The following is a 25,974-nucleotide window of genomic DNA, read 5'->3' as shown; positions in this document are numbered from 1 at the left end:
CGAAAGGACTTCAGTGACCATCGATCTCGCCGCACTCCCGCACGACTTCCTGTGGGGCACGGCCACCTCGGCCTACCAGATCGAGGGGGCCGTGGCGGAGGACGGCCGTTCGCCGTCGATCTGGGACACCTTCTCGCACACCCCCGGGAAGACCGCCGGCGGCGACCACGGCGACATCGCCTGCGACCACTACCACCGCTGGCGCGAGGACATCGACCTGATGCGCCGGCTCGGCACCAACGCCTACCGGATGTCGATCGCCTGGCCGCGGGTGATGCCGGGCGGCGACGGCCCGGTCAACCCCAAGGGCCTCGACTTCTACGACCGGTTGATCGACACGTTGCTGGCCGCCGGCATCACCCCGTCCGTCACCCTCTACCACTGGGACCTGCCGCAGGCGCTCCAGGACCGCGGCGGCTGGCCCGAGCGCGACACCGCCGAGCACTTCGCCGCGTACGCGTCGGTGGTCGCCGGCCGCCTCGGCGACCGGGTCTCCCACTGGACCACCCTCAACGAGCCCCTGTGCTCGGCGTGGATCGGCCACCTCGAAGGCACGATGGCCCCCGGTCTGACCGACCTGACGGCCGCCGTCCGCGCCTCCTACCACCTGCTCCTCGGTCACGGTCTCGCCGTCCGGGCCGTCCGGGCGGCGGCACCCGGCGCCGAGGTCGGCATCGTCAACAACCTCTCCACCGTCCACCCCGCCTCCGGCCGTCCCGAGGACATCGCCGCCGCCCGCCGGATGGACGGCCACACCAACCGCTGGTGGCTCGACCCGGTCCACGGCCGCGGCTTCCCGGCCGACATGCGCGAGGTCTACGGCGTCGAACTCCCCGAACGGAGCGGCGACCCGGACACGATCGCCGCACCCCTCGACTGGCTGGGCCTGAACTACTACTTCCCGGCGACCGTCACCGGCGACCCCGACGGCCCCGCCCCGTACGCCCGTTCCGTACGCCGCGCCGGCGTCCCGCGCACCGGCATGGACTGGGAGGTCGACCCGAGCGGCATCGAGGCACTGCTGCTGCGCCTGACCGACGAGTACGGCGCCCGCCGCCTGTACGTCACGGAGAACGGCTCCGCCTACCCGGACGTCGTCCGCCCCGACGGCACCGTCGACGACCCCGAGCGCCAGGCGTACCTCTCCGGACACCTCGCGGCCTGCGCCTCGGCGGCCCGCAAGGGCGCCCCGCTGGCCGGCTACTTCGCCTGGTCGCTGCTGGACAACTTCGAGTGGGCGTACGGCTACGACAAGCGCTTCGGGCTGGTCCACGTCGACTACCGCACCCAGGCCCGCACCGTCAAGGGCACCGGACGCCACTACGCGGACATCATCCGCAGACACCGGGAGGGGGTGGCGCGGGCCGCCTGACCCGGTCGCCGTCCCCTCCACGCGTCCGTCCCCTCCAGCGTCCGGCCCCTCCAGCGTCCGGCCCCTCCACACGTCCGTGCCCGGTCGTCGGCCGGCCGGGTCAGGAGTCCTTCCTGGCCACTCCGCCGTAGATGCCGATCGGCGGCGTGCCGGGCCGCGGCGGCCCCTCCGGGCGCCAGTCGGTGACGCGGACCAGGCCGGGGTCGATCAGGGTGAAGTCGCCGAAGAAGTCCAGGATCCGGGCGTGCGGGCGGAGGTTCATGGAGGCGGTGGCCTTGCGGTAGACGGCGGCGGCGTCCTCCCGCCGGTCCTCGTGGACGTCGCCGGTCGCGTGCGACAGGACGAGGTAGGAGCCGGCCGGGAGCGCGTCGCGGAGGGTGGCGAGGATGCCGTCCGGGTCCTCCGCCTCGGCGATGAAGTGCACGACGGCCACCAGCAGCAGCGCCACCGGCCGGTCGAAGTCGATGAGTTCGCGCACCTCGGGGTGGTCGAGGATCGCCCGGGGATCACGCAGGTCGGCCAGGACGACGGAGGTGTCGGGTTCGTCGAGGAGCGCCATCGAGTGCGTGCTGACGATGGGGTCGTTGTCGATGTAGGCGACCCGGGTCTCCGGCGCGACGGCCCGCGCGATCTGATGGACGTTGGGCTCGGTGGGCAGGCCCGTGCCCACGTCGAGGATCTGCCGGATCCCGCCCTCGGCGACCACGTGCTCGACGGCGCGCCGCAGGAAACGCCGGTTGGCGCGGACGCCCTCCCGCACCTCGGGCGCCACCTTGATGAACTCCTCGGCGGCCTCCTGGTCGACCTCGTAGTTGTCCTTCCCGCCGAGGAAGTAGTCGTACATACGGGCCGGGTGGGGCTTGCTCGTGTCGATCACGTGGGCGGGGGTGCCGCCCTGGTCACCGCTGCCGGGGGAGGTCATGTGGCCTGGCTCCGTCCTGAACTCGTTCGCCGCCGCGGCGGACACCCGTGGTGAGATGCAGGCCGTCAACTGGCGCTTCAGGGAAGTATTTTGGCATGTCCCGGGAGCCCGGAGGGCCGTGCTCCCGGTGGTCGGCACGGTGACCCGCCGACCGGGCGGAGCCGACCGCTCACGGCGTGCGGGTGAGCCGGGTGCATGGCGTGCGGTGAGTGCCCGTCCGCGGCCGGACCGGGCTCACCGCCTGCGGCCGGACCGGGCTCACCGTCCCCGGCCGTGCCGGGCTCGTCGCGTGCGCTGCGCCGTGCCCGGCCCCCCGGTCACGCCGCGCTCACCGCGTCGACCAGGTCCGCGAGCGCGCCGGCGAGGGCGTCCAGCCCGGGGCCGGCCGGGCCGCCCGGCTCGGTCATGTAGACGTCCCGGCGGATCTCGACCATCAGGGCGCCGACCCGCGGGTCCTTCCCGTAGTACGCCAGCGGGACGTACGTACCGGCGAAGGGGCTGTTGATCCCCGTACCGCCGAAGCCGGCGAACGCCCGCTCGGCGCGAAGCCGCAGCTCCTCCGGGGTGTGGAAACCGTCGCTGCCCAGGCAGATCGGCGGGCGCGGGCCGTCGCCGTGCAGTTCGTACGGCAGGGGCTCGGCCGGGTACGAGTGCACGTCGACGACCACCGCCCGCCCCACCGTGGCCAGCCGTTCGGCCACCGCGTCGGTCATGGCGGCGGCGTACGGCTCGAAGTACTCCGCCACGAGCGCCCGCCCGTCGTACCCGGCCGGGCGCAGCTCCTCCTTGTGCGTGGTCCGCGTGTACACCGCGCCCATGCCGACCGACAGCATCTCCTCCCGTTCGTCCGGGAACCGCTCGGGGTCGACGACCAGCCGGGACAGCCGGTTGACGAACCGCCAGGGCGTAATGGAGCAGCGCGCCGCGGCGGCCGCCGCGATCTCCGCGGTGTGCGAGTCGGTGATGTGGTCCAACTCCCGTTCCAGCGCGGGGTCGTCGAGCACGATGTCCTGCCGCACCGCCGCCGGTATCGCCCGCGAGGAGTGCGGGACGTGGAGGATCACGGGGGAGCCGGGGGCGCCGGGGAGGAGTTGGTGGGAGGCTGACGTGTCGTTCATGTGTGGTGCCTTCTCCGCTGGTTGTCGTGGATCGTGCGTCGGGAGGCGAGCGCGCCTCCCGCCCGGTCGGCCGGACACGGGAACCGCGCTGTCCGACCACACCCGATGATCTTATGCGCTTCTCTTCCCCGTCAAGCTGTTAACCAGTGCTTTCATTTGGTGGCGGTCGTCCGGGTCCCCGACGTTCGCCGAACCGCCTCCGGGTACGGTGCCCGATGCATGGCGCACGTACGTGGCGGGCCACGGCGGGGAATCACCGAAGGACGTGAACGTGGAGCAGTTCGCTGCGGGCAGGATTCTGCGCGGCAGGTACCGGCTGGAGCGGATCCTGGGCAGAGGGGCGATGGGGCACGTCTGGCAGGGGACGGACGTGTATCTGGAGCGCCCCGTCGCGGTCAAGACCGTCGCCGCGGATCTTCTGGCGCTGCCCGACCGGCGCGGCACCGCCCTGGCACGCTTCGAGAGGGAGGCCAAGGCCGCCGCCCACCTGGACCACGCCAACACCACCACCGTGTACGACGCGGCCGTCACCGAGGACGTCTGCTGCCTGGTGATGCAGCTCGTCGACGGAACGACCCTCGACAACGTCGTCGACTACGCCGCCACCACCGACCCCCACCTGGTCGCACGCCTGGTGGGTGAACTCCACGAGCTGCTCGCCCTCCCCCTGGACGAGGGCGACTATGCCTTGGCGGCCGCCGAACTCGGCATGGAGGTCGGTCCGCCGGAGCCGTTCTCCTACGGAGCCTGGTTCCAGGCGGTGGCGGTGACGCTGGCCGGCGGCTGATGTGCGGGCTCGAGGTCGTCCACCGCCTGATGCTTGACCCGACGGTGCTCACGGCCAGGTCCACGGCCGGGCCCGCACCGCGCGATGTGACGTGCGGAGGTTCCCCCGTCTGAAGGCACGAGATTCATGCCGCTCCTGTCGGGCGTCGGCCGTAGGCTGTCGTCGGAAAACGAGGGGGAGACGATGATCGATTACCGCAAGGCGACCGTTCCGGTGTGGACGCTGGCGACCGGTGATGTCCAAGTGCCCGCACTGGCGGGGGACGGGCCGATGACGGCTGAGCGCCTGGCCGAACTGCGCGGTGTGCTGGCGGCCCTGGCCGACCAGCCGATCGCCACACTCGAGGCGCATCCGCTGCCCGACGGACTCGACCGCGGCCGGGGCATCCCGCTCGACGCCGCCAGCCCCCTGGCGCAGCACCTGTCACAGCTCATCACGCAGTCGGCGCGGGGTTCCTCCGCGGCGGCCACGGCGACCGCCGCCGGTGAGGGCCTGTACCGCATGGTGGTTCCGGCGAAGGTCGCCGCCCAGTTCGCGCAGGGCGTCGTCCGCCCGATGGCGACGAAGGGGATGGCCGGTGGCATCCGCGGCCCGCTCGTGAACTCGGTGACGGGCCGCATCGTCGCCGGCGCGACGTTCCAGCCGGTCGGTACGGCAGCGGCGGCGGGCGCGGTCGGTGGAGCCGGTGCGACCGCCGGCGTCGCGGTCGGCGGCAGCGTGGCGCTCACCGTGGCCGCGCCGCTGGTGCTCATGGCCGTGGCGGTGGGGGTGAGCGCGAGCGCCGACCACAAGCGCCAGAAAGCCGTCGAACACATCACGGAACTGCTGGAGCAACTGCACGACGAGAAGCTCGACGACGAGCGCAGCGAACTCAACGGTTGCCGCGACGCCATCGACAAGGCCACCGCCGTTTTGCTCGACCACGGCAGGCCCGGTGTCTCGCTGGGACTGGACTCGGCGGTGCACGCCATCAACACGGCGCTGGGCGCCGCCGACGACCGTCTCGCCAAGTGGCGGAGCGCACTCGACAAGCTGCCCGACGGCAAGGCCGTCGAGATCGCCACGCTGACCAAGGCGTTCCCCGGCGTCGACGAGGACGGCGGCACGTTCCGCGCCCACCTCGAACTCGCCGCCCTGGCGATCGCGTTGAAGCGGCGGGTCGTCGTCCTGCAGGCCGTCGAGCACGCCCAGAGCGACCCCGGCAACCCGTTCGAGAACTTCACCCGCGCGCTCAAGTCCGCCCAACGGCGCCTCGACGAACTGGAGTCGGGCATCGCTGGTGTCCTCCAACGTCTGTCGGCGCTGGAGCTGGCACGCCCGCAGGGCCTGCGGCCCGTCTTCACCAACGTCGAGGTCGACCGTCTGATGCGCGCGGCGAACCGGATCCACCGGCTGGCCGACGGCGTCACGGCCGACGGCCCCACGCCGGACGTGGCGATCGAGATCGCCCGCGACAGGGACGGCTCGGTGGTCGTGTTCCCCGCTCTGGCCGCGTAGACGAAGATGGGGACGGAAAGTTTTACCGCCTCCAGCAAGACCCGCCGAAATCTGCGCTGGACGACCATTGCCACCGTGCCATGTCTCCTGTTTCTGCTCTATCTCATTGTGGTGCAAGGGATCACTGAGGCATGGATCGGTATGGGTATTGTCGCTGCGGTCTGGGCTCTCATCATGTGGCGCTTCAAAGGCCTCGGCAGCAGCGGCCTTTCTCCTCAGCGCTGAATCATCGAGATCGGGTCACGCTGCCACCTGATCTCGCCTCGACCTTTCGTGACGGGCCGCCGAAGAAGCCGGGAGCCCGTCACGTCGTCGGTGAGCCTTTCTCATCCTGATCGCTGGGTGGTCTTCGACGGCGTGGGCGGCGGAGACGATCCGACCGGTCCGGTTGGCGCTGCAGCGGGTCTTGCGGAGGATCCGCCATTGCCTGAGGCGGGCGAGGATCGTTCTCCTGGCGCCCGCAGCCGGGCAGTGCGCGGGAGAACCACAGCGGTGTCCCCTCCAAGGCGGCCGTCGCCGCGCGTGGGGACCCGTGCGTGGTCACCGGCTCGGCGGCGGGTCGATGGCGACGACGTGCGCGAGCTGCTCGTCGACCACCTCGTGCCACTCCCGGACCAGCCGCACCAGGTGCCGCATCAGCAGCGCCTCGTCGTCCGCGGTCTTGGAGTTGGCTCCGATGACGAGCCATGCGACCCACAGCATCAACTGCGGGTGCCGGCTGTTCCTGCTCATCCTCTCGGCGAGTTCGATCACCCGCGCCTCGTTCCGGAAGACGGCCCGAGCGTGCCGGCCGGCGAGGAGCGTGGTGTAGCGGTTCAGCAGGACGGCGAGGGGGACGCCGACCGAGGGCCTCCGCGAACTCGCCGAGCGGACCGCTGCGAGAGTGCGGGGGACCGGCTGAGGACGGGCCCGGCAGGCGGCATGCCGGCCCGCCGGGAAAGGGGGTGTCTGATGCCCCGTGGTGATGCGCGGGCGTACAACCCCGTGTGGGTGTCGGCTGTCTGTAAGGCGCTGGAGGGATGAGCCTTCGGTGCCTTTCCGTACGCAGATTGGGGATCAGGTGGGGAAGCAGGTCTGGAGAGTCGTCGTGGCCGGTGGTGCGGCGGCGGTGTTCACGGCCGTGGCCGCGGTGCCGGCCGGGGCGGCCGAGGGTGGGGTCTCGTTCTCCCGTGTCCAGGTGAACGGCGGCAAGCCGATCGTGGTCGGGGTGTCGGAGGTGGCGGTGCCCGCTTCCTTCCGGATGGCGACCACGCACAAGTGGAAGTGGCCGGCGGTGTTCCTGTACCGCGGTGGTGCGGGTGACCGGCTGTGGCACGCCATCGAGACGAGCGACTGCATCAAGGTGAGCTCGGGCGTCTGCGACTTCGACGAGACGATGTACTTCGACCCGAGCGTGTGGGACATGCGCAACAGCGAGGCCGGGGTATGGAAGGTCGGGGCCGAGGTGTACTTCAAGGGCGGCGGCGGTGACATTGACGACAAGGGTCTGACGGTTTACGTCAAGCGCGGCTCCCGCCTGACCGTCAACGCCTCGCCCGAACCGGTGTCCAAGGGCGGGACCATCACCGTGACCGGAAAGGTCACGCGGGCCGACTGGGAGACCAGGAAGTACGCCTCCTACGGAGGAGGCCAGGTGAGCCTGCAGTTCAAGCCTGCCGGCGCCGCCTCCTACACCACGGTGAAGAAGGTGCACGCGAACGGTTCGGGCAATCTCAGGACGACCGTGAAGGCATCCAAGACGGGTACGTGGCGCTGGGCGTACTACGGCAACACCACCACCGGGCCGTCGAGGTCGTCCGGGGACGACGTCGTGGTGAAGTGATGTCCGCGGTGACGCCGGGCTGATGGGGCCGAGCCGGCGGTAACGGCTGCGACGGCCAAGGTGTCGGGTCCGCGGCGCTCGCGGCGGACCCGACGCCTTGCGTCCCGGCCGACCGGGAGTGGCCGTCCACGGGCCTCGGTGCGACGTGAGCGGCGCGCCGTGCGGACCATGAGGCCGGTCACCGCTCTGGTGGGCAGGGCCGGATCTTCTCCGATCGATCCGATCCACTCGGCCACCAAGACCCGCCGAAAGCTGCCGGCATCTGTCACCGGAGTTCCGGTCGCTGCTGAAGATTTTCTTCACCGTGGTGACGGCCGGACACCGGGCCGGCCGCCCGAGGCGGTGTCCACCACCGCCCACACCGTCTTGCCGGGGCCGCCGCGGCGGTCGGTGACGCCCCAGTCGTCGGCCAGGGCGGTGACGAGGAGGAGGCCGCGGCCGGTCTCGGATTCGGCGTCGGGGGCCGTGGGGGCGGCGGTGACGGCGGGCCGGTGTTCCGCGCGGGTGTCGGAGACCTCCACGCGCAGCCGTCCGCCGTCCGCCTCGGCGGTCAGCCGGACGTGGAAGTCCCGGCCGGGGACGCGTCCGTGCCGTACGGCGTTGGCGGACAGTTCGGCGGTGATGAGTGACAGCGTTTCGTTGACGTGGCCGTCGTAGGGATGGCCCCAGGAGTCCAGGCAGTGCGCGACGAACAGCCGGGCCAGGCGGGCGCCCCGCGGGGTCGAGGTGAAGGAGAGGGCGAGCTCGGTGGGGGCGGCCGTGGGACCGGGGGAGGGCCGGTGCCGCTGGGAGGAGGGGCTGTGCATGCCGTCAGCGTGGCGGCCGTGACGGGCGTGCCACCAGGAGCGACACCTGTACGGGAGGGAGCTGTACGTGAGGCGGTGCGTCTGTGTGGGGTACGAGGAGAGACGTCAACTCGTGCGACAGGTACGGCACTTGTCTCTATGGTGGGTCGTGAGGGACGGTCGGCGCTCTGGAGGGGCGGGTTCTGTACGGACTCCGTGCCGGACGCCGGGCGGCAACCACCGATCACGTCGTGAGGGGACGGCATGACGGCGACCGCGCCATCGGGCGGGACACCGGAATCCCGGCCGGACACCACCGGGAACACCACGGCAGGAGGCAGCACTTCGCAGCCGCCCGCACCGCCCGCACCGGCCGGAGCCCCGCCCCGAGCCCCGGCCGGAGCCTCGCCGCCCGCCGCCGCGCCGACCCCGCCGCCCTCGCCGTCCGGACCCCCGGCACAGGGGGCGAACGCCGGGAGGGCTTCTGGTCGATCGTCGCCGAGGCGTTGGGCCTGGCTCCCGGTTCCTCCCGGCGCAGGCAGGCCATCACCTTGCTGGTGGTGGTGATGATGATCTTCGGGGCCGTCTTCCGGGACACGTTGGTGGAATATTTCACGATCGAGCGGAACGTGGTCGAGGAGAACGACTCCAACAAGAAGTACGACGCCTCCCAGCCGCCCTTCACGGTGACCGTGCGGCCCGAGACCAGCGAGCCCCCCGAATGGGCGATGGTGCTCGACCGGACGCTGACCGCCGACGAGGTGCGGACCATGACGTCCCCCGACAACCCGGACGTCTTCTCCTACCTGAAGTCGCTGGGCGGCCGTCCGCTCGCCTACGTGCCACTGCTGGAGCACGCCCCGAAGCGGTACACCGAGGAGCAGGCCTCCAGCGGACGCATGGAGTTCTCGGACACGGTCAAGATGACGGTGCTGAGCACCCGGCAGTACGAGGTGAGCGTCAACGACTGGAAGGTCACCGACCTCGTGTGCAGGAAGAGCACCGCGCAGGCCGTCATCGGCCGTCCGCCGCAGGGCGGAGCCCCCTACCAGGGAATCCGGCTCCACCTCCCGCCCCGCGCCGACGAACCGGTGCGGACCGACGACGCCGAGAACCAGGGCGAGGCCTACTTCGCCACCGACCACATCGGCGTCGGCGGCGGGCAGTCCTCGGGCGCGCTCCGGGCCGAGGTGATCGCGCCGCCGGGACAGTCGTGCGAGTGGGGCCTCAAGCTCCACTACAACGACAACTACGTGCCGGAAGGCCGGTGGGTCCAGCTGAAGGACGACAAGGGTGAGCCGCTCCGCATCCGCACGGAGTCCGTGCCGGAGGATCCCCGGCAGAGCTGGATCTTCGGGGCCATGCCCTGGACGTCGTGCCACGACGAGCCCGAGGAGGAGCATTGTCACGGGATGCTCTGACGCGCAAGGTGGCGGTCCTCGTCTCCGTCCTGGCCGTCCTGTGCGTCCCGGGATGCGACTCCTCGCCGTCCGAGAAGGAGCAGGCGCCGCAGCCGCGTCCCTCGGCGCCCTACCGGGGCAACCGCGGATACACCCTCCCCGACAGCCCGTTCACCCGCGAGGGCACCGTCGTCACCGCGACGTGCAGCATGGGTGCGCGGTACGTCGGCGTCGAGGTGCAGGCCTGGGACCCCGAGCGGTGGCGCGTGCGCGAGCGGCGGATCTTCAACGTCCCGACCGACGCCGCGTTCAGCAACTACCCGGACGTCAAGGCGGTCAACAGCCCCCTCGTGGACCTCTGCCGGTCGCATCCCGACAGTTCCTCCCCCTACGCCGTGGACGATCTGGAGTACGTGGCCCCCCGGGTCCGCGCCCTGTTCGACCTGGCGTTCACGCGCATGGCCGTGGTGCTCCGGGACCCCGACGGCAGGACCAGCCACGCCGGTTTCGTGGAGGCCGAAGCGAACTTCGACGACATCGTGCGCCTGGGCGAGGCGGCGGGCGACGACGAGCAGAACGCCGTGATGGCGCCCGACGGACGCAGCGTGTGGTTCACGTACACCACCCCTGCCGGCGACCACAGGATCGGCTCCCGGTCGGTCGAGGGGGACCACCGCCTGTCGGACGAGGGCCCGGCGACCGGGCACGACCTCCCCCTGGCCGTCTCGGGCAGGCCCCCGCGTGCCGTCCAGGCGAACGCGGTGCGCCTCGCCCCCGGCGGCCGGCGTCTCACCGCGACCGCGCCGAGGATCTTCGGGCACGTCTTCGACACCTGGGACTCCTCGGGACCGCTCACCCGGGCGCCGGCCCGCACCGCCACCCTGCTCGACGGGTGCGTCGGCGTCGTCGGATGGGTCGGCGACGACCGGGTGCTGTGCCGCGTCCGGTCGGGCGTCTTCCGGACCGTGAACGCCCGTACCGGCCGCGCCGAGGGGGCCACGGTCGCCGTGGCCCGCGCGAGCGACGGGTGGGTCGCCGAGGGGCTGCTGGTCTCGCCGGACGGCAGGAGGTTCATCGCCTCCGTCCACCTCCCCAACGACCGGTACGGGCAGTGGGGCGACCAGGCCGACTTCAGAGCGGTGTCGACCTCGGGGGAAGGGGAGGCGACCGACATCTCCGACGGTTCACTGGCCAACGGCACGGTGTTCCTGGAGTGGTGGTGAGTCACGCGGGCGCGGGTGTACAGGCGGGGGCTGTACGCGGTGAGGGCGGGCCCGTGCGAGAGGACGACTCGCGAGGGGCGCGGACGGAGTCGCCGCCGTCCGCGCCCGGGTGTCATCCCGCTGCTGCTCGCTCCTTGGACGGTGTCCGGCTCGCCGTCGGGGTGTCCAGGTGGACGACGACGCCGGTGTAGAAGCGGTGCACGGCGTCGTCGACGCTGCGGATGAAGCCGGTCTCGGCATTGCCGCGGCCGCTTCCCATGCTCTTGAGCAGGGACAGGCGGAACCCGGTGATCCTGGTGTTGTTGTCCTTGGGGAGCAGGTCCGCCGGTTCGGGGCGGAGCCGCTCCAGTGTTCCGCGCGGGCCTCCGGTTTCGCTGTCGACGAGGGTTTCGACGTGCAGGTCCGCCGGTGCCTCGGCCAGGCGTCGGACGAGCCGCTTGGCCCAGCTCAGGGGATAGCCCTGCGCGGGGGCCGGTACGTCGATACCGGTGCGGAGTTTGCCGGTGCGCAGGTCGGCGCTGAGGGTCAGGACGCCGGGAGTGCCGTCGATGCGCAGCTCCGCCTGGAGTCGCCCGTCGAGGCAGAGCTGGTCGGCGAGGCGGTTCCGGCGTTCCTTGGGATCCGTTCCGCGTTTGGCGCGCTGAACGGGGAGGACCTTCTGTCCGAGCTCGCCGCCGAGCCTGAGGCAGACCTGGCGGACGAGCCGCTCCCAGCTCTCCACCACCTCCAGTGCCCGTGCGTCACCCTGGCAGAGGGTTTCCTCGTCGATCCCGTTGCGCACGGGGACCCAGGCCGGGCCCATGTTCTGGAAGCCGTGGCAGCCCGAGTTCTCGTGCTGCAGGTAGTGCAGCAGTTCCTGGAGCAGCCAGGCGTGTGCCGCGTTGCCCACTCCCTCGTGCCTGATCAGCATCTGCGCCTGGTACGCGACTTCCGCCCAGGACAGGTGCCAGAGGGCCACTTTGTGCTTGCGCCGCTTGTCGATCTTGACGTCGACGAGCGGACTGCCCTCCAGCGCGACGTCGTTCGTCAGCGTGATCACGGCCTCGTAACCACGGCGCGCGGCGATGTCCATGTACGCCTGCACCTGGTCGGCCTTGAGCGCGTTGCCGTTGGTCTTCGTCTCGACCAGCGCGGTCCACAGCTTGCCCGCCCGCTCCACGCGGATCACTCCGTCCGGGCGCCGCGGACTTTCCCCGTGGGGGAGGGAGACCTCCGTGAACGTCTCCATGCGACCGGCCGGAGCCCCGAACCCGGCGGTCAGTCTCCTGCTGAACTCCGGGACCTGCGCCATCACCGCCAGGAGCACCGAGGTCGCGCGCGTCTCACGGTCCCGGTCGGTCTTGAGCACCGAGACCGGGAAGAGCCGGGCCTGCCTCCAGGAGTCGTTCTCCGCCAGGGTCTTCTTCGCCGTCCTGGGAAGGACGACCTTCTTCTTCGCGGTGCGAGGACGAGCGGCCGGCTTCCCCGGCTCACCGGCCTCGCCCTCCGGCCGGCGAGGAGCGGGAACGGCCGCCAGAGGTGCCTGCCCGGCAGGTTCCCCGGCCGGCTCCCCGGCCGGTTCCGGGATCGTCGCCTCCGCCCGCTCATCGGCTTCGGCGGCCTCGAGCGCCGCTTCCGTCTCCGCGGCCGCGTCGTCCTCGACGTCGACGCCGAAGTCCGACGCCAGCCCCGCGAGACCGGTCTCGTAGCCCTGTCCGACGGCGCGGAACTTCCATCCCTCGCCCCGCCGGTACAGCTCGCCGAAGATGACCGCCGACACGGAACCGGCGTCATCGACGGCGAACCGCAGGAGGCTCTCACCGGCCGCGTCGGCCAGCGTGATCCTCACATCCTCCAACTCGCCGAAACGGGCCCCGTCGTACCTGCTCGCGGCGACCACGATCCGGTCGATCCCGGCCGGCACCGCGGTGAGGTCGAAACTGATCCGGTCCTCACTGCCGTCCGCCGTCGGCGTCTTGCCCAGAAGCTGCACGCTCCCGTCGGCGGCCACCGGATGGTTGTAGAAGTAGAAGTCGCCGTCGCTGCGCACCTTGCCGTTCGAGTCCAGCAGCAGGACCGACACGTCCGCGTCGCCCTCGCCGGTGGGGCTGACCCAGCTCAGACTGACGATCACCGAACCGACGTCGTCGCTCAGGTCCGCCAGGGCCACGTTCGAACCCATGATCATTTCCTGCACAAAGCCCCCCGGCGGCGTTCTCTGGGCATGCGGAAGATTCCGCCCCAACTGTGTCTTGCGCGACACAAGATGACGAGTCGCGCGGGGAAGACTGTAATACGCACCGAGCTCGATCGTGGAGGTTCCGTGAAGCCGGGTGTGCGAGAGGGCGGTATGTAAGTGCATAGGCGATTTGCCGTCACCTGGACGTGTGGCAGCACGGTATTCCGGCCGGTCGGCGGGCTCGGGCGTACTGGGCTGAGCAACGTGAGCGAGCGCAAGCCCTGCAGGACCGACCTGGCCGACGAGCAGTGGGCGTTTGTCGAGCCGGTGATCGCCGCATGGAAGGCCGCGCACCGCTCGGTCAGCGGTCACCAGAACCGTTATGGGGTGCGGGAGATCGTCAACACGCTCCTCTGTCAGGGCCGCACCGGCTGCCGGTGGGACCTGCTTCCGCACGACCTGCCGCCGCGCGGTGCGGTGCTGTACCACTTCACCAAGTGGCGCGATGACGGCACCGGCCAGGACCTGATCCGCGCCCTCTTGGTCCGCATCGATCCCACCCAACGACGCTTCGACCGACGCGCCGACTGTTTTGCGGCTCTTCTCAGTTGAGGGTGTGGTGCCGAGAACATGGAGCTGTTGGACGGTTGGAGGTGAGTCGTCAGGAGGTGCGAGCGTCGTAGTTCTCGCGGTTTGCGAGGACCTCGGCCATGTGTGTCTGCGCCCAGTTCCTGAGCCCGCGCGTCATGTGGTGGAGTGAGAGGCCGAGGTCGGTCAGCTCGTAGGAGACGGTGACAGGGACGGTCGGCGTCACGGTACGGGTGAGCAGGCCATCGTGCTCCAGCGACCGTAGCGTCTGGGTCAGCATCTTCTGGCTGACCCCGGCCAGAAGACGAGAGATCTCGGAGTAACGCATCGCCTTCGGAGCGTCTGCGTGTGCTGCACCGGGCTGGCCAGGGCTGTTGTCGCCGCCCAGCGCACACAGGATCAGGACGACCCATTTGTCCGAGATTCGGTCGAGCAGCTGTCGGCTGGGGCACCCTGCCAGGAACGCGTTGTACTCCACCTTGGCCTGAGCCCTCTTCTGGGCCGCCTTCGTCGTCGTCACTGATCGCACCTCTCACCGATGGGTGGGTTACGCACTCCAAAGTGCCTACTTCCCGACAGGAAGTTTCTCTCCAATGCTGATGCAGGGAGGCAGCAGGCGCCACCCCCCGAGTGCACGACGAAAGGCAACAGGATGAGCACACCCTCCCTCTCTCTTCCCGGCGGCACCTGGACTCTGGGTGACCTGACCGTCACCCGGTTCGGCTACGGCGCCATGCAACTGGCCGGCCCGTGGGTCATGGGGCCGCCCACCGATCGCGAGGGTGCCCTGGCCGTTCTGCGTGAAGCGGTCGGCCTCGGTATCACCCACGTCGACACCAGCGACGCCTACGGGCCGCGCGTCACCAATGAGCTGATCCGCGAGGCACTGCACCCCTATCCCGAGTCGCTGCACATCGTGACCAAGGTGGGCGCGACCCGCGACGAACAGGGTGGCTGGCCCACGGCCCGGCGACCCGAAGATCTACGCCGCCAGGTCCACGACAACCTCAAGTCCCTGCGGCTCGACGAACTCGACCTGGTCAACCTCCGACTCGGCAACGCCGAAGGTCCCCAGCCCGGCTCGCTCGCCGAGGCGTTCGAGACGCTCGTGGAACTCCGGCAACAGGGTCTGATCCGCCACCTCGGGGTCAGCAACGCCACCGAGGAGCAGGTCACCGAGGCACAGAGCATCGCGCCGATCGTGTGCGTGCAGAACATGTACAACCTCGCCCACCGCCACGACGACAAGCTCATCGACCGGCTCGCCGCCGAAGGCGTCGCGTACGTGCCCTTCTTCCCCCTCGGGGGCTTTACCCCGCTTCAGTCCTCGGCGCTCTCGGCGGTCGCCGCTCGGTTGAAGGCGACACGGATGTCCGTCGCGCTGGCCTGGCTGCTGCAGCGATCACCGAACATCCTGCTCATCCCCGGCACGTCATCGACAGCGCACCTGCGTGAGAACATCGCCGGCGCGGGGCTCTCCCTCTCTCATGAGGACTTGACCGAGCTGGACGACATCGGGCGCTGAATGCCCCGTAGCTGAACGGCCCGCAAGCCGCGACCGAAGTCACCGTTCACGTTTCGGCCCCGGTCACCTTCGTGCGGCCACCGATGGCCGGGCGGTCAGCCTCGCACGTGCTGGAGGCTGACCGTCGGAAGGGCACCCTTGGCCACCTCCGGGGGAAGCGTCAGCCCAAATGCGCGCTCCAGCGCCACCAACGCCATCGCAGACGGGGACCAATCGTCGTCGAAGTCGTCTTCGTCCTCGGGGAAGAAGCCGACGTCAGCCAGAGCACTACGGATGCGAGAGGTATCCGCGCCCGTTGTCATATGAACCGCCCAGGCGTCGAAGTCGGCCATGATCTCCCCGTCCCGCGCGTGCACGATCCGGGTCGTACCCGCCATCTGGTACCGCACCGACACTGCCTCGGTCCCCATGGACGAGCCGGAGAGCACCGACGGCTGCAGCAACCTGCCGTGCGCATCAACATCGAGAAGAAAGATCCACTCCCCGCTGCGGCACACCCTCACCGCCGGTGTCTGCTCGTCCCACCCGAAGCACTGCAACGCCTCCTCGGGGGTGCACAGCGGATACGGTGCCTGATCGGCGACATCCAGGCGCGACAGCACCTCGTCGAGCGAAGACCCACGCACACACGTGATGCCGAAGTGATCCCAGGGCACACACCCGGCCAGTGCAGATTCCGTCACCACCTGGCGTCCTTCAGCTCAACAGATGCAGGGCGTGCCGTGACAGGGTCCTGGGCGCGGTCAACATCCCGCGTGCGCAAACCCGTTCGCATCGGTGAGGCAAATCGTACCGCCGACACCCCGCCCCAAAGCAGTGCAACGAACCGCAGGGAGATGCTGGTTCAGCAACCGTTGGCTATCGGGCTGGTGGAGCCTCCAGCAAACCCGGAGCGGTTCATTGAGTAATGGCACGGTGTTCGTGGGGTGCCGGTGAAGTGTGCGGGCGCGGGTGTACAGGCGGGTGTTGTACGTGGGGAGGGTGAGTGCTGGTACGCGGTACGGGGGGGGAGTGGCGCCGAGTGGCGCGAAAGTCACGTTCCGTGTCCCTAGGGTGAGGTGTGAGTGACGGTGGGGTGCCTGCGGCGGGACGCGGGGTGGGTGCCTCGGTACGGCGGACGGGGTGAGGTCACCGATGACGGCTCAGGGCGGCAGTGAGGGCGAGACGGGGATCCTGCGGTGTTTCGGGCGGCAGTTGCAGCTGCTGCGGACCAGTCGGGGGCTGACACGGGCGGAGCTGGGCGCGAGGCTCGGGTACGGCGAGGACATGGTGGCGTCGGTGGAGCTGGGGCGGCGCATCCCCAGGCCGGAGTTCATCGAGCGGGCGGACGCGGTGCTGGAGGCCGGCGGGCTGCTGGCGGTGATGAAGGAGGAGGTGGCGCGGGCGCGGTACCCGGCGTTCTTCCGGGACGCGGCGAAGCTGGAGGCGGGGGCGGTCGAGCTGCATGTGTACGCCAACCAGGCCGTGCCGGGGCTGTTGCAGGTCGAGGAGTACGCGCGGGTGGTGTTCGAGATGTGGCGCCCCCTTCTGGACGAGGAGACCGTGAACCAGCGCGTAGCCGCCCGGCTGGCTCGCCAGGAAGTGTTCTCCCGCAGGTCCATGCCGACGATCAGCTTCGTCATCGAGGAGAGCACGCTGCGGCGGCCGTTGGGCGGGAGTGCGGTGATGCGGGCTCAGTTGGAGCAGATCCTCCTCTACGGCCAGCAGCGCAACGTCGAGATCCAGGTCATGCCGACCGATCGGCGCCAACATGCCGGGATGGGCGGTCCGTTCACCTTGATGGAAACGAGCAAGGCACAGAGGATCGCCTACGTGGAGGTGAACGAACACAGCCACCTCTACAGTGAGCGGCCGGTGGTCCGGGGCTTCGAGGAGCGGTACGGCACCCTGCGAGCCCAGGGCCTCACGCCCTCGGAGTCACTGGCATTTGTTCAGAAGCTGTTGGGAGACCTATGAACACGGAAGACGCGAGCCTCCAGCCTCGCTCGGAACTGCGCTGGTTCACGAGTAGCTACAGCAGCGGCGCGGGCGGCGAGTGCGTTGAGGTTGCTGTGGAGGCTACCGCTGTATACGTGCGTGACTCGAAGCAGGTAGCGCAGGACGGGCCTGCACTGAAGGTTGGCTCGGAGGCGTGGTCGGCGTTGCTTGTGGCGATGTGAGCTTGTTGCTGCCCTGAGTCGGCCGTCCATGGCCGGTTGAACGGAGGCGTACGACGGCTTACGAGGTGGGCGCTTCTCTCAAGGAAGCGCCCACCTTCGCTGTGAGGAGCGGTGCTCAGGCTTCGCGGCTCCCCGGCGGAGCCCAGCGGCCGGCGGCGATCTCCTTGTCCAAGCGAGCTTGGAAGTGCGCGTTCGCGGCGCGCATCTCGGCCTCGCGGTGGCGGCCTGCTCGGGAGCCATGCAGATCGGAGTGCCGACCACCTGGTGGGGGGCCGTGAGGGAGACGGTCGACTCGGCGAAGGCGGCCAGACCGAAGTCGATGATCTTCGGGCCGTTCGGGCCGAGCAGGACGTTGGCCGGCTTGAGGTCGCGGTGGAGCAGGCCCTGCGTGTGCACGGCCGACAACGCCTCGGCGAGGACCGCGCCGAGCGCCGCCGTCAGGACGGCCGGCAGCGGGCCGTGCGTCTTGACGTGCCGGGCGAGGTCCGGGCCGTCCACGTACTCGGTGGCCGGCCACGGCTGTTCCGCCTCCGCGTCGGCTCCCAGGAACGCCGCGAGGCGCGGACCCCGGATCGTCTTGAGGATCTCGATCTCCTGCGCGAACCGCCGACGGGACTCGGAGTCCACGACCGACGGCTTGATCACCTTCACCGCGGCGGGCTCACCGCCGAGCGACTCCCCAGGAAGACCTGACCCATGCCTCCCTGGCCGATCCGGCCGAGAAGGTCGAAGTCGCCCAGCGAGAGCGGGTCCTCCGGATGCAGGGGCGTGATCTGCACGTGTGTCCTCGAGATTCGATCATGGCGAGCGTCTGATCAGCCGCGATGCGCGCCTGAGACACGGTAGTGGATGCGGTGGGGGCCGGGGACGGGGATCGCCCGACGGAGGCGTCGACCCCGCCGGGCGCGGAAGCCACGGAGGTCACCAGGACGAACCGCCACCCGGTGTTCGCGGCGCCCCGTCCCGCTCCGGAAGCAGTTGCCCCCCGGTCAGCCCGCCCGCCAGCAGTCGCGCCGTCCCCTCCGCCAGCCGCGTCGCCCGCCGGGCCTCGGCCCGCAGCTCGTGCACGTGCCGGAACGCCTCCCCGTACCGCCGCTGCTCCTCCAGCGGCAGCAGCGGCACGCGCAGCCGGCCGGGGCTGACCGTCAGGACCGTGCTGCCGGTCGACGCGCCCGCGATGTTCTCCTCCGCGCCCAGGAACCCGGCGAGGAACCAGGCGTCCAGGCGGGCCGGGTCCGGCCGGAAGAGGTGGACGTGCGGGCCGGGCAGCGCCCCGGCGTCCTCCTCGCCCGCGACCCGCGCCATCGGGCCGTCCCCGCCCGCGACCGCCCGTACGAGGACGTCCCCGACGGCGATCGGCGGCGGGACGGCGCCGCGCAGCTCCGCCGGGTCGCCCGTGGGGCCGCAACCGTGCGCGATGTCGGAGCCGGTGAGGACCGCGCGGGCGGCCCCGGCCCCGCCGCCCTCCCCGTCCCCGCCCTCCGCGCGGGTGCCCCGCGCGCCCTCCGGCACCGTCCGCAGCAGGGTGAGCGCCCCGCCGCGCGAGAGGTCGGCCGCCGTCGCCGTCCGCCACTCGCGGGCCGCGGCGCCCGCGCTGCCCCACTCCCCGTGACCGGCCACCCGTGCGAGGGACTTCGCGGCCTCGACGAGGTCGCGTCGCGTCGCGTCGGCCTCCGCCGCCAGTTCCGCCGGATCGACCTCGGCCCGCGACGCCCGTACGAGACGCGCCGGGGTCAGGTCCACCACGTCGTCCAGCAGGTCCAGCACACCGACCGCGTGCGCGACACCGGGCTCGCCCTCGAACCTGTCCGGGCTCTCCGCGAACGCCCGCCACGCCCCGAGGACCCGCGCCGTGAGCCCGTCCCAGTCCAGGGAGGCGGACCGGCTCCCGCCGCCCCGCGCGCGGCCGGCCCCGGCCGTGCCGCCGCCTCCCGGGCCCGGCGGCGCTTCCGCCGCGTCCACGAACAGCACCGACCTGCGCTCCGGGCCGCCCGGCTCGGGCCGTTGCAGCACCCAGACCTGGAGACCGACGTGCAGCGGCACCGACGCGCCGGCCGGCAGGGCGATCACGGCCCGCAGGGCTCCGTTCCGTACCAGCTCCGCCCGCACACGACGGCCCGACGCACGGCCCGCCACGGCCGGCGGCAGGATCAGGACCGCGTGACCGCCGGGCGTCAGGTGGGCGAGCGCGTGCTGCACCCACGCCAGCTCCGACTCCGCGCGCGGCGGGACGCCGTACGCCCAGCGGGGGTCGTACGCCAGCTCGTCGTGACCCCAGTCGCGGACGCCGAACGGCGGGTTGCACAGCACCGCGTCGGCGACCAGGCCGGGGAAGGCGTCCGCGCGCAGGCTGTCGGCGGCGCGCACGGTGACCGTGGCCTCCGGAGCCGTCAGCATCAGGCTCACCGCGCTGCGCCGGGCCTGCACGGGGAGCGTGTCCTGGCCGTACAGCTCGCGTGCACCCCGGCGGGCGGCGGCCGCCAGGAGGGTGCCGCTGCCGCAGGCCGGGTCGAGGACGCGGGCCGGGGAACCGGGGACCAGGTGCGCGATGAGGTCCGCGAGCTGCGCGGGGGTCCGGTACGCACCGGAGGCGGCGCTGTCCTCCAACTCCCGCTCCGCGAGCACGCCCAGCGCGGCCTGCCCGCCCTCGTCGCGTACGCACGTGTACAGCGCGCGCAGCACCGCCGCGTCGTCCGCCTCGAAACGGACGGCGTCCGCGGCCGGCACGGCGTCGGCCGCGGTGGCCACATCGCGCCCGGCGCGGGAGACGAGGTCCGCGTCCGGCGACTGCGCGGCGGCCGTCAGCTCCTCCGGTGAGAGGCCCGCCGCCGCGAGGACGAGGAGCAGGAAGTCCGATGTGCCCCCGCCGCCCTGCGCGTGCAGGCGGAGAGTCGTCCGCAGCTCCTCCGACGGGCTAGCCGCCGAGGCGTGGCCGCGCGAGGCGAGCCACGAGCGCACCGACTCCAGGTCGTACAGCGGGCTGCTGTCCGTGCCGCCGGACGGGGCGGGGAAGTCGTCATGCCGACGGCGCCAGTTGCTGACCGTGGCGCGCGTGACCCCCGCGATGCGGGAGATCTCGGCGGCGGTCACCTGGGCGGAGGACTGGGGCATGGGGGAGCTCCGGCTCTCTGGCTGTCGGCTGGGGACGTAAACAAAATACAGCACCCGTCAAACCCGTATATTTGTTTGACAATGCTTTCGGTATCGTATCGATCATCGCCGACAACGACCTGGAGGGGTCGGGGCGGGTGACCCCCGGCAAGGGGGAGTGCTTCAGGTCGATCAGTGCCAGGAGTGGAAGAGGGTCGGCTGAACGGGCCGTTCGAAGCGGGCGTGGCCTGCGTCGGGCGTCACGGGTGCGGGGGCGCGGCCCGCGGTGCGTGGAGGGGCGCACGGCCAGGCCGCCGTCGAGGCGTGGATCAACGGCCCGCCACCCCCGGGGAGCCGATGCGTCACTCCGGTGCGGGCTCGCGGTACGCGTCGTTCACACTCGCCGGGCACCTGCACGCGGCCGGCGTCGCGGCCTCCGTCGGCTCGGCCGGGAATGCCTGCGGCATCGCCGAAGTCTGCCTGCCGTACGGCGAGGGCCCGGTCTTGCCGGGAACTTGCCCGGCTCTTGTCGGGAACCTGCCCGGCTCTTGTCGCCGGCGTGGAACGGGCGCCGGGCCGACCCGGCTCCGCCGGCCGAACCGGCCGGTCGCTCCCGGCCCGAGCCCGTCCCGGCGCCGCACGGGGACTCACCGTGCGGCGCCGGCGAATCACTCTTGACGGGAGATCGCATTCCTTCTTAACGTGTCGCCCACATATTCCTTGACATGAACAATGTTCATATACATGAACAACGTCTGTCCTGCTCGGCTCTGACGCGGCCTCCGTGGACGAACGGACGACGTTGCCGTCGGAAGTGCTCGGGCCTACACGGGAGCTTTCTTTGAAGATCGTCGACGTCGTGGTCACTCCCATCGCCCTCAGGGACCCGCCGCTGCTGAACAGCACCGGCGTGCACGAGCCCCTCGCGCTGCGCTGCGTCGTCCAGCTGAAGCTGGAGAACGGCATCGTGGGGCTGGGCGAATGCCCGGGAGGACGGGCGGAGACCGATCGGCTGCGCGTCGCGGCACGGGCGGTCGCGGGCCTCGACGTGTTCGCCACCACCGAGGCCCGGCGAGCCGTTCACGACGCGTTGCGCGACACCACGCTCCGGGAGGAAGAACGCGACTCGGCCTGGGCCCCCCTCGAAGTGGCCGCACTGGACGCGCAGGGCAAACTCGTCGGCCGGCCCGTGAGCGACCTCCTCGGCGGAGCCGTGCGCGACGCCGTACCGTTCAGCGGATACCTCTTCTACAAGTGGGACGGGCACCCGGCACTGGACGGGCACCCAGCCCAGTCCGACGAGTGGGGACCCGCACTGGACCCCGACGGCATCGTCACCCAGGCGCGCCGGATGATCGGCCGGTACGGCTTCGGCTCCCTCAAGCTCAAGGGCGGTGTCCTCCGGCCCGAGGAGGAGATCGACGCGGTGAGGGCCCTGGCGGACGCCTTCCCCGGCCTGCCTCTGCGCATCGATCCGAACGCGGCCTGGACCGTCCCCACGGCGCAACGCGTGGCGTGCGAGCTCGCCGATGTCCTGGAGTACCTGGAGGATCCGACCCCGGGCATCGAGGGCATGGCCGAGGTGGCCCGTTCCTCCCCCGTGCCGCTCGCGACCAACATGGTCGTCTCCAACCTGTCGCACGTCCCTCCCGCCGTCCGGCAGGACGCGGTACAGGTGCTGCTGCTCGACCACCACTTGTGGGGCGGACTGCGCCGCAGCCGCGATCTGGCCCTGCTGTGCCAGGCGTTCGGCATCGGCCTGTCGATGCACTCCAACTCGCACCTCGGCATCAGCCTCGCCGCGATGGTGCACCTGGCCGCTGCCGTCCCCGAACTCACCTACGCCTGCGACACCCACTACCCCTGGAACGCACAGGACGACGTGGTCCGGCCCGGAGCGCTCCGTTTCGTTGACGGAAGCGTTCCGGTGCCCCGCGGGCCCGGCCTGGGCGTCGAACTCGACGAGGACGCACTCGCCCGGCTCCACCGCGCGTACCTGGACTCGGGCCGTGAACGCCGCGACGACACCGGCTACCTGCGCCGTGTCGTACCGGACTACGACCCGACACTGCCCCGCTGGTGAGGTGCCGCGGCACCACCGTCGTGAACAGGCCGTCGCAAGCGGCCGAAAGGACTCTCCGTGCCCGAAACCCGTCCACGTCTCGAAGCCTGCCTCTGGCTCACACCCAAGGTCTTCGACGACCTCGACGACCCCGAACCCGGCATCGACGCCTTCTTCACCCACCACCAGGACTGGTGTGCGGACCGTGACGTCACGGTGGTCTTCTGCGCGGGAAACGGGGACCACATCCTCAACTACACGGGGCGCCGGGACGAGGAGTTCGACTGGGCCCGCTACAACTGCTACGCCGCCGACACCGGCGGCAAGGGGCCCGCGGCCCTCGCCCGGCGGCACAACGCCGACTGGCTCACCCGCGTCCGCGAAGGCGGGGAGCGGTCGTACAACCCGTACTCGGCGGGGCCCATGTTCACCCTGTCCGAACAGCCGCTGGACTACCACCGCCTCGCCGCCGTCTACCGGGCCCTGCGCCGGGCCGCGCAACGGAACGGCATCCGACTGACGCTCCTGGAGTACCTCGAACCCGGACCCGAGTTCTGCCGCAGCGAGTGGAAGACGCTCCGGCACCCCGAGGTCTCGGCCGCGGCGGCCGACGCGGGAGGTCACATGGTGCCGGGAGTCATCGACGTCACCCTGCCTCTGGCCGCGGACGACCGTCCCTACCGCGCCTTCCCGCGGGGCGTGCCCGGGGGAACGCCGGCCGGCGACTTCGTCGCGGCCCAGACGGCGGCCTTCGTCGAGGACTTCGGGCTGGACGGCGTCATGCTGGGCAACCAGTTCGGCCTCATCGGGTTCTGGCACCCGGACAACGCGCCGGAGCTCACGACGGAACGCGCCGCGGGGATCGAGCGGTTCTTCCTGCGGATGCGCGAGCACATGGGCCACCGGCTCGTGTACTGGATGGACACCTACTGGCGTGCCGACGTGGAACGGAGCGTCTGGGGGATGACCGACGCCTGCTACACCGCTCTCGACGCGGTCCTGGTGTCCACCTTCGCCGTGCTCGTCGAACGCACCGAAATAGTGCCGAACCTGCTCAGCAAGGCGGCCCTCGGCCCCGGACCCGGACCCGGACCGCGGACGCTGTTCGGCCTGGACTTCGTCGACCCCTGGTACTGGTACCGCACCCATCTCGACGACCGGCGTTCCTACCTCTACCAGCGCGAGGTGCTGCGCCGGCAGGCGGCGCACATCGATGGCGTCTCCTTCTTCGCCAACGACACCTTCGGCCACTACGTGCCGCGTCCGCCGCTGGACGAGACCCTGCGCGCCGTACGTGCCGCCGACGCCGTCCCGCAGCGGCGTGCCGGGACGGCGCCTGCCGGTGCCGTCCCGGCGGTTTGACTCCCCGGCCGGTCCGGACCACGGCCGTGGTCCGGACCGGCCGGGAAATCACGGCAGAACCGTGAGGTTGCTGTAGTCGGAGAGGTTCGTGAGGTTCATCTGAGCCAGTGTCGTGGCCGGTGCGGTGCTGCCGGGCATCACCACGTTGTGCAGCGTGACGTCACTGATGGGCGCGCCCGGCTGGCCGTTGACGCGGGCGGCCGTCGTGCCCGCGCTGCGCACCCGGATGTCCGACAGTGCCACGCCGGTGACCGGCCCCACCCCCAGAGTGCTGCCCGTCCACAGCGCGAGCCACGTGCGGTTGCTGTCGTTGCTGAAGCTGAGGTTCTCGATGTCGACGTTCTCGAACCGTATGTTCCTGGCCGCGGCGGAGCCGTACTTGTGGTGGACGCCGATACCCACCGCCGCGTCGTGGACGACGACGTTCCTGAAGGTGACGCCGTCCTGATTCTGGATCACGCCCTGGCCGACCTTGACCCCGTAGCAGTACGTCCAGGAGACGAGGTCGTCGAACACGACGTCCGACAGCGGTCGCGGGCTCCCCGGGACCTTGCGGAAGAGGTCGACGTCGCTGTTCCAGGTCTTGGTGCTGAAGGGGTCGTCCAGCCCGATGCCGATGGCGTGGGTGACCCGCACGTTGCCGGACTCCATGACGTCGATGCCGTCGTTCTCGCCCATGTCGAAGCGGTTGAAAATCTTGATGTTCGTGAACCGCATGTCGGTGGACCGGATGGGCATGACGGCCCAACTGCTCGACTCCCGGAAGGTGATGCCGTCGACGCGGAAGTTCGTGGTGTAGACGGGTGTCAGCAGGTTCACCCCGAGGTTGCCCGGGGCCAGGGCCGCCTTGCCGTTGCCGTCGATGACGCCTCGCCCGTGGACCGAGATGTTCTTCGACGAGTAGCGGGTGGAGAGGAACCAGGTCACGTCCCGCTGCTGGGAGTCCTTGTGCCAGTGGACGTCGTAGTGGTCGCGTTCGCCCGTGTAGCGCAGGACCGCACCGGGCTCCAGGTACAGGGCGAGGTCACTGCGCAGGTAGAGGCTGCCCAGGGTGTAGACCCCGGCCGGCACGTACACGGTTCCCTGGGTGCCGTGCGCCGAGCCCCAGGCGGCCGCGTCGTTCAGCGCCGTCTGGAAGGCGGTGGTGGAGTATGCGGTACCGGGTTGGGCCCCGTAGGGGGCGCTGCGCACGTTGAACACCCCGGCGCCCGAGGAAGCGGGGCGGTCGGTCTCGGCGGGGTCGATCGCGATGACCAACTTGGGCCGGCCGTCGAGCCGGACGATCAGGTAGGCGTCCTTGCGCACGCTGAACCTCAGCGTGGGACCGCTGACGCTGCCGGTGATGCCCAGCTTGACCGGGCTGATGGCATACGCGCCGATGTCGGTGTTGTTGGTTTTCGTGAGCGCCAGGTCTGCCTGGCCCGCACCGATGGCGAACTGGGCTATGTCGTAGCCCGGGTACCGCGTCACCGGCACGTGCTGCCCGTTGACGGTGAGCGTGTAGTCGGCGGAGGCCTCGTAGATCGAGGGGACGGGGTAGACCTGCACGGCCGCGGCGGCGGCCTGTGAGGCGCCGGGCACAGCCACGACCGACGCAACGGCCACGAGCAGGGCGGCGAGCAGTCGGGCGAGCAGCGGTGCGAGCCCACCGCGCCGCCACGGATGGGCCGGCGGTTGTGCTGTGAGACGAGGATGTGGTCCGGATCGCTTCCACATGAGGTGTGCGAGATCCCTTCGGTCGAGGCCTCGGTGACGTGCGGGGTGGGGGCATGCGCCGTCACCGGGCGGAAGTCGGCGGCGTACGGCAGGGCAGGAGATGCCAGACCTGCCGCGATGTTCATGTACATGAACATCGAGCTGGTAGTGGAGTCGGCTCCTGCCGGCTCGGACAGCCTGTCACGGGCCGCTTGTCTTTCACTTGCTGACGTGCTCTTCGCGGGTTTGCTTCATGCGGAAGCGCCTGCTGAGGGGGCATCATCATCGCACCGGGACAACGTTGTCAACACGCCAGAACAATTCGCGCACGGTTATTGACTCTGCGGTCGACGGGTGGCTTAAAGTGCGCTCATCGTTCACAGACGTGAAACGATTCATGTATATGGAC

General features: G+C 70.7%; 25 protein-coding genes. 14 read left to right on the top strand and 11 right to left on the bottom strand.

Annotation, left to right across the window (positions count from 1 at the left end):
* Positions 1–13: 13 nt before the first annotated feature.
* Positions 14–1,372: a GH1 family beta-glucosidase gene (locus tag ACIP5W_RS07580; RefSeq protein ID WP_401468199.1), complete on the top strand. Its 1,359-nt coding sequence runs from the start codon at positions 14–16 to the stop codon at positions 1,370–1,372.
* A 100-nt stretch (positions 1,373–1,472) separates the two neighbouring features.
* Here the strand turns inward: ACIP5W_RS07580 and ACIP5W_RS07575 are convergent, their stop codons facing one another.
* Together ACIP5W_RS07575 and ACIP5W_RS07570 are read right to left on the bottom strand one after the other, a co-directional pair.
* Positions 1,473–2,294, bottom strand: a complete 822-nt coding sequence (locus ACIP5W_RS07575; RefSeq protein ID WP_401468196.1) for an SAM-dependent methyltransferase — start codon at positions 2,292–2,294, stop codon at positions 1,473–1,475.
* 317 nt (positions 2,295–2,611) lie between these two features.
* A complete protein-coding gene (locus ACIP5W_RS07570) occupies positions 2,612–3,412 on the bottom strand; it encodes an N-formylglutamate amidohydrolase (protein ID WP_401468194.1) in 801 nt (266 codons plus the stop codon).
* A gap of 271 nt (positions 3,413–3,683) precedes the next feature.
* Between ACIP5W_RS07570 and ACIP5W_RS07565 the strand changes: the two genes are divergently transcribed.
* The 3 genes from ACIP5W_RS07565 to ACIP5W_RS07555 all read left to right on the top strand — a co-directional run bounded on the left by ACIP5W_RS07565 (position 3,684) and on the right by ACIP5W_RS07555 (position 5,921).
* The gene (locus tag ACIP5W_RS07565; protein WP_401468191.1) at positions 3,684–4,199 is read left to right on the top strand and encodes a contact-dependent growth inhibition system immunity protein; all 516 of its coding nucleotides are present in this window, start codon (positions 3,684–3,686) and stop codon (positions 4,197–4,199) included.
* 183 nt (positions 4,200–4,382) lie between these two features.
* Entirely contained in the window at positions 4,383–5,696 is a 1,314-nt protein-coding gene (locus tag ACIP5W_RS07560) for a hypothetical protein (protein WP_401468188.1), read from the top strand.
* A 6-nt stretch (positions 5,697–5,702) separates the two neighbouring features.
* Complete coding sequence (locus ACIP5W_RS07555) at positions 5,703–5,921, top strand: hypothetical protein (protein ID WP_401468185.1); 219 nt, start codon at positions 5,703–5,705, stop codon at positions 5,919–5,921.
* Positions 5,922–6,236: 315 nt separating this feature from the next.
* On the opposite strand, the gene ACIP5W_RS07550 is transcribed toward ACIP5W_RS07555, so the two are convergent.
* Positions 6,237–6,449, bottom strand: coding sequence for a hypothetical protein (locus ACIP5W_RS07550; protein WP_401468182.1), 213 nt, complete (start codon positions 6,447–6,449; stop codon positions 6,237–6,239).
* 307 nt (positions 6,450–6,756) lie between these two features.
* Here ACIP5W_RS07550 and ACIP5W_RS07545 point away from each other — a divergent pair, with 307 nt between their 5' ends.
* Complete coding sequence (locus tag ACIP5W_RS07545) at positions 6,757–7,518, top strand: hypothetical protein (protein ID WP_401468179.1); 762 nt, start codon at positions 6,757–6,759, stop codon at positions 7,516–7,518.
* Between the two features lie 299 nt (positions 7,519–7,817).
* Here the strand turns inward: ACIP5W_RS07545 and ACIP5W_RS07540 are convergent, their stop codons facing one another.
* A complete protein-coding gene (locus ACIP5W_RS07540) occupies positions 7,818–8,324 on the bottom strand; it encodes an ATP-binding protein (RefSeq protein WP_401468176.1) in 507 nt (168 codons plus the stop codon).
* A 230-nt stretch (positions 8,325–8,554) separates the two neighbouring features.
* Between ACIP5W_RS07540 and ACIP5W_RS07535 the strand changes: the two genes are divergently transcribed.
* Complete coding sequence (locus ACIP5W_RS07535) at positions 8,555–9,724, top strand: hypothetical protein (protein ID WP_401468173.1); 1,170 nt, start codon at positions 8,555–8,557, stop codon at positions 9,722–9,724.
* Positions 9,706–10,926 (top strand): hypothetical protein, encoded by a 1,221-nt coding sequence (locus tag ACIP5W_RS07530; protein WP_401468170.1) that lies wholly within the window; start codon positions 9,706–9,708, stop codon positions 10,924–10,926. The genes ACIP5W_RS07535 and ACIP5W_RS07530 overlap by 19 nt, the downstream gene beginning before the upstream one ends.
* A 112-nt stretch (positions 10,927–11,038) precedes the next feature.
* Here ACIP5W_RS07530 and ACIP5W_RS07525 read toward each other — a convergent pair whose 3' ends face one another.
* Positions 11,039–13,093, bottom strand: a complete 2,055-nt coding sequence (locus ACIP5W_RS07525) for a TerD family protein (protein ID WP_401468167.1) — start codon at positions 13,091–13,093, stop codon at positions 11,039–11,041.
* 255 nt (positions 13,094–13,348) lie between these two features.
* Between ACIP5W_RS07525 and ACIP5W_RS07520 the strand changes: the two genes are divergently transcribed.
* A complete protein-coding gene (locus tag ACIP5W_RS07520) occupies positions 13,349–13,696 on the top strand; it encodes a transposase (RefSeq protein ID WP_401468164.1) in 348 nt (115 codons plus the stop codon).
* A 49-nt stretch (positions 13,697–13,745) separates the two neighbouring features.
* On the opposite strand, the gene ACIP5W_RS07515 is transcribed toward ACIP5W_RS07520, so the two are convergent.
* Positions 13,746–14,192 (bottom strand): winged helix-turn-helix transcriptional regulator, encoded by a 447-nt coding sequence (locus ACIP5W_RS07515; RefSeq protein ID WP_401468161.1) that lies wholly within the window; start codon positions 14,190–14,192, stop codon positions 13,746–13,748.
* 132 nt (positions 14,193–14,324) lie between these two features.
* Between ACIP5W_RS07515 and ACIP5W_RS07510 the strand changes: the two genes are divergently transcribed.
* Positions 14,325–15,197, top strand: a complete 873-nt coding sequence (locus tag ACIP5W_RS07510) for an aldo/keto reductase family oxidoreductase (RefSeq protein WP_401468158.1) — start codon at positions 14,325–14,327, stop codon at positions 15,195–15,197.
* Positions 15,198–15,292: 95 nt separating this feature from the next.
* Here the strand turns inward: ACIP5W_RS07510 and ACIP5W_RS07505 are convergent, their stop codons facing one another.
* Entirely contained in the window at positions 15,293–15,880 is a 588-nt protein-coding gene (locus tag ACIP5W_RS07505) for a DUF6461 domain-containing protein (protein WP_401468155.1), read from the bottom strand.
* 451 nt (positions 15,881–16,331) lie between these two features.
* Between ACIP5W_RS07505 and ACIP5W_RS07500 the strand changes: the two genes are divergently transcribed.
* Together ACIP5W_RS07500 and ACIP5W_RS07495 are read left to right on the top strand one after the other, a co-directional pair.
* The gene (locus ACIP5W_RS07500; RefSeq protein WP_401468152.1) at positions 16,332–17,153 is read left to right on the top strand and encodes a Scr1 family TA system antitoxin-like transcriptional regulator; all 822 of its coding nucleotides are present in this window, start codon (positions 16,332–16,334) and stop codon (positions 17,151–17,153) included.
* On the top strand, positions 17,150–17,356 hold the full coding sequence (locus tag ACIP5W_RS07495) for a DUF397 domain-containing protein (protein WP_401468149.1): 207 nt from the start codon (positions 17,150–17,152) through the stop codon (positions 17,354–17,356). The genes ACIP5W_RS07500 and ACIP5W_RS07495 overlap by 4 nt, the downstream gene beginning before the upstream one ends.
* A gap of 78 nt (positions 17,357–17,434) precedes the next feature.
* Here the strand turns inward: ACIP5W_RS07495 and ACIP5W_RS07490 are convergent, their stop codons facing one another.
* The 3 genes from ACIP5W_RS07490 to ACIP5W_RS07480 form a co-directional block, all read right to left on the bottom strand.
* On the bottom strand, positions 17,435–18,007 hold the full coding sequence (locus ACIP5W_RS07490; protein WP_401468146.1) for a protein kinase: 573 nt from the start codon (positions 18,005–18,007) through the stop codon (positions 17,435–17,437).
* The gene (locus tag ACIP5W_RS07485) at positions 18,004–18,135 is read right to left on the bottom strand and encodes a hypothetical protein (RefSeq protein WP_401468143.1); all 132 of its coding nucleotides are present in this window, start codon (positions 18,133–18,135) and stop codon (positions 18,004–18,006) included. The genes ACIP5W_RS07490 and ACIP5W_RS07485 overlap by 4 nt, the downstream gene beginning before the upstream one ends.
* Positions 18,136–18,277: 142 nt before the next feature.
* Complete coding sequence (locus ACIP5W_RS07480) at positions 18,278–20,467, bottom strand: N-6 DNA methylase (RefSeq protein ID WP_401468140.1); 2,190 nt, start codon at positions 20,465–20,467, stop codon at positions 18,278–18,280.
* A gap of 820 nt (positions 20,468–21,287) precedes the next feature.
* On the opposite strand from ACIP5W_RS07480, the gene ACIP5W_RS07475 reads away from it, so the two are divergent.
* Together ACIP5W_RS07475 and ACIP5W_RS07470 are read left to right on the top strand one after the other, a co-directional pair.
* Complete coding sequence (locus ACIP5W_RS07475; RefSeq protein WP_401468137.1) at positions 21,288–22,529, top strand: glucarate dehydratase family protein; 1,242 nt, start codon at positions 21,288–21,290, stop codon at positions 22,527–22,529.
* Positions 22,530–22,586: 57 nt separating this feature from the next.
* Positions 22,587–23,870, top strand: a complete 1,284-nt coding sequence (locus ACIP5W_RS07470) for a hypothetical protein (RefSeq protein ID WP_401468134.1) — start codon at positions 22,587–22,589, stop codon at positions 23,868–23,870.
* A gap of 48 nt (positions 23,871–23,918) precedes the next feature.
* Here ACIP5W_RS07470 and ACIP5W_RS07465 read toward each other — a convergent pair whose 3' ends face one another.
* Complete coding sequence (locus ACIP5W_RS07465; RefSeq protein WP_401468131.1) at positions 23,919–25,451, bottom strand: glycosyl hydrolase family 28 protein; 1,533 nt, start codon at positions 25,449–25,451, stop codon at positions 23,919–23,921.
* 264 nt (positions 25,452–25,715) lie between these two features.
* Here ACIP5W_RS07465 and ACIP5W_RS07460 point away from each other — a divergent pair, with 264 nt between their 5' ends.
* The gene (locus ACIP5W_RS07460) at positions 25,716–25,904 is read left to right on the top strand and encodes a hypothetical protein (RefSeq protein ID WP_401468128.1); all 189 of its coding nucleotides are present in this window, start codon (positions 25,716–25,718) and stop codon (positions 25,902–25,904) included.
* The last annotated feature ends 70 nt before the right edge of the window (positions 25,905–25,974 follow it).

The sequence above is a fragment of the Streptomyces sp. NPDC088766 genome (assembly GCF_044750845.1).
Taxonomy (GTDB): domain Bacteria; phylum Actinomycetota; class Actinomycetes; order Streptomycetales; family Streptomycetaceae; genus Streptomyces.
Note: the sequence above shows the minus strand (reverse complement) of the source record. Positions and strands in the feature narration are given on the sequence as shown.

Excerpts from the sequence above, each read along its gene's own strand:
- ACIP5W_RS07575 (WP_401468196.1), bottom strand. The coding sequence starts at position 2,294 with ATGACCTCCCCCGGCAGCGGTGACCAGGGCGGCACCCCCGCCCACGTG.
- ACIP5W_RS07480 (WP_401468140.1), bottom strand. The coding sequence starts at position 20,467 with ATGCCCCAGTCCTCCGCCCAGGTGACCGCCGCCGAGATCTCCCGCATC.
- ACIP5W_RS07500 (WP_401468152.1), top strand. The coding sequence starts at position 16,332 with ATGACGGCTCAGGGCGGCAGTGAGGGCGAGACGGGGATCCTGCGGTGT.
- ACIP5W_RS07560 (WP_401468188.1), top strand. The coding sequence starts at position 4,383 with ATGATCGATTACCGCAAGGCGACCGTTCCGGTGTGGACGCTGGCGACC.
- ACIP5W_RS07460 (WP_401468128.1), top strand. The coding sequence starts at position 25,716 with ATGAACATCGAGCTGGTAGTGGAGTCGGCTCCTGCCGGCTCGGACAGC.
- ACIP5W_RS07540 (WP_401468176.1), bottom strand. The coding sequence starts at position 8,324 with ATGCACAGCCCCTCCTCCCAGCGGCACCGGCCCTCCCCCGGTCCCACG.
- ACIP5W_RS07555 (WP_401468185.1), top strand. The coding sequence starts at position 5,703 with ATGGGGACGGAAAGTTTTACCGCCTCCAGCAAGACCCGCCGAAATCTG.
- ACIP5W_RS07525 (WP_401468167.1), bottom strand. The coding sequence starts at position 13,093 with ATGATCATGGGTTCGAACGTGGCCCTGGCGGACCTGAGCGACGACGTC.
- ACIP5W_RS07495 (WP_401468149.1), top strand. The coding sequence starts at position 17,150 with ATGAACACGGAAGACGCGAGCCTCCAGCCTCGCTCGGAACTGCGCTGG.
- ACIP5W_RS07570 (WP_401468194.1), bottom strand. The coding sequence starts at position 3,412 with ATGAACGACACGTCAGCCTCCCACCAACTCCTCCCCGGCGCCCCCGGC.
- ACIP5W_RS07510 (WP_401468158.1), top strand. The coding sequence starts at position 14,325 with ATGAGCACACCCTCCCTCTCTCTTCCCGGCGGCACCTGGACTCTGGGT.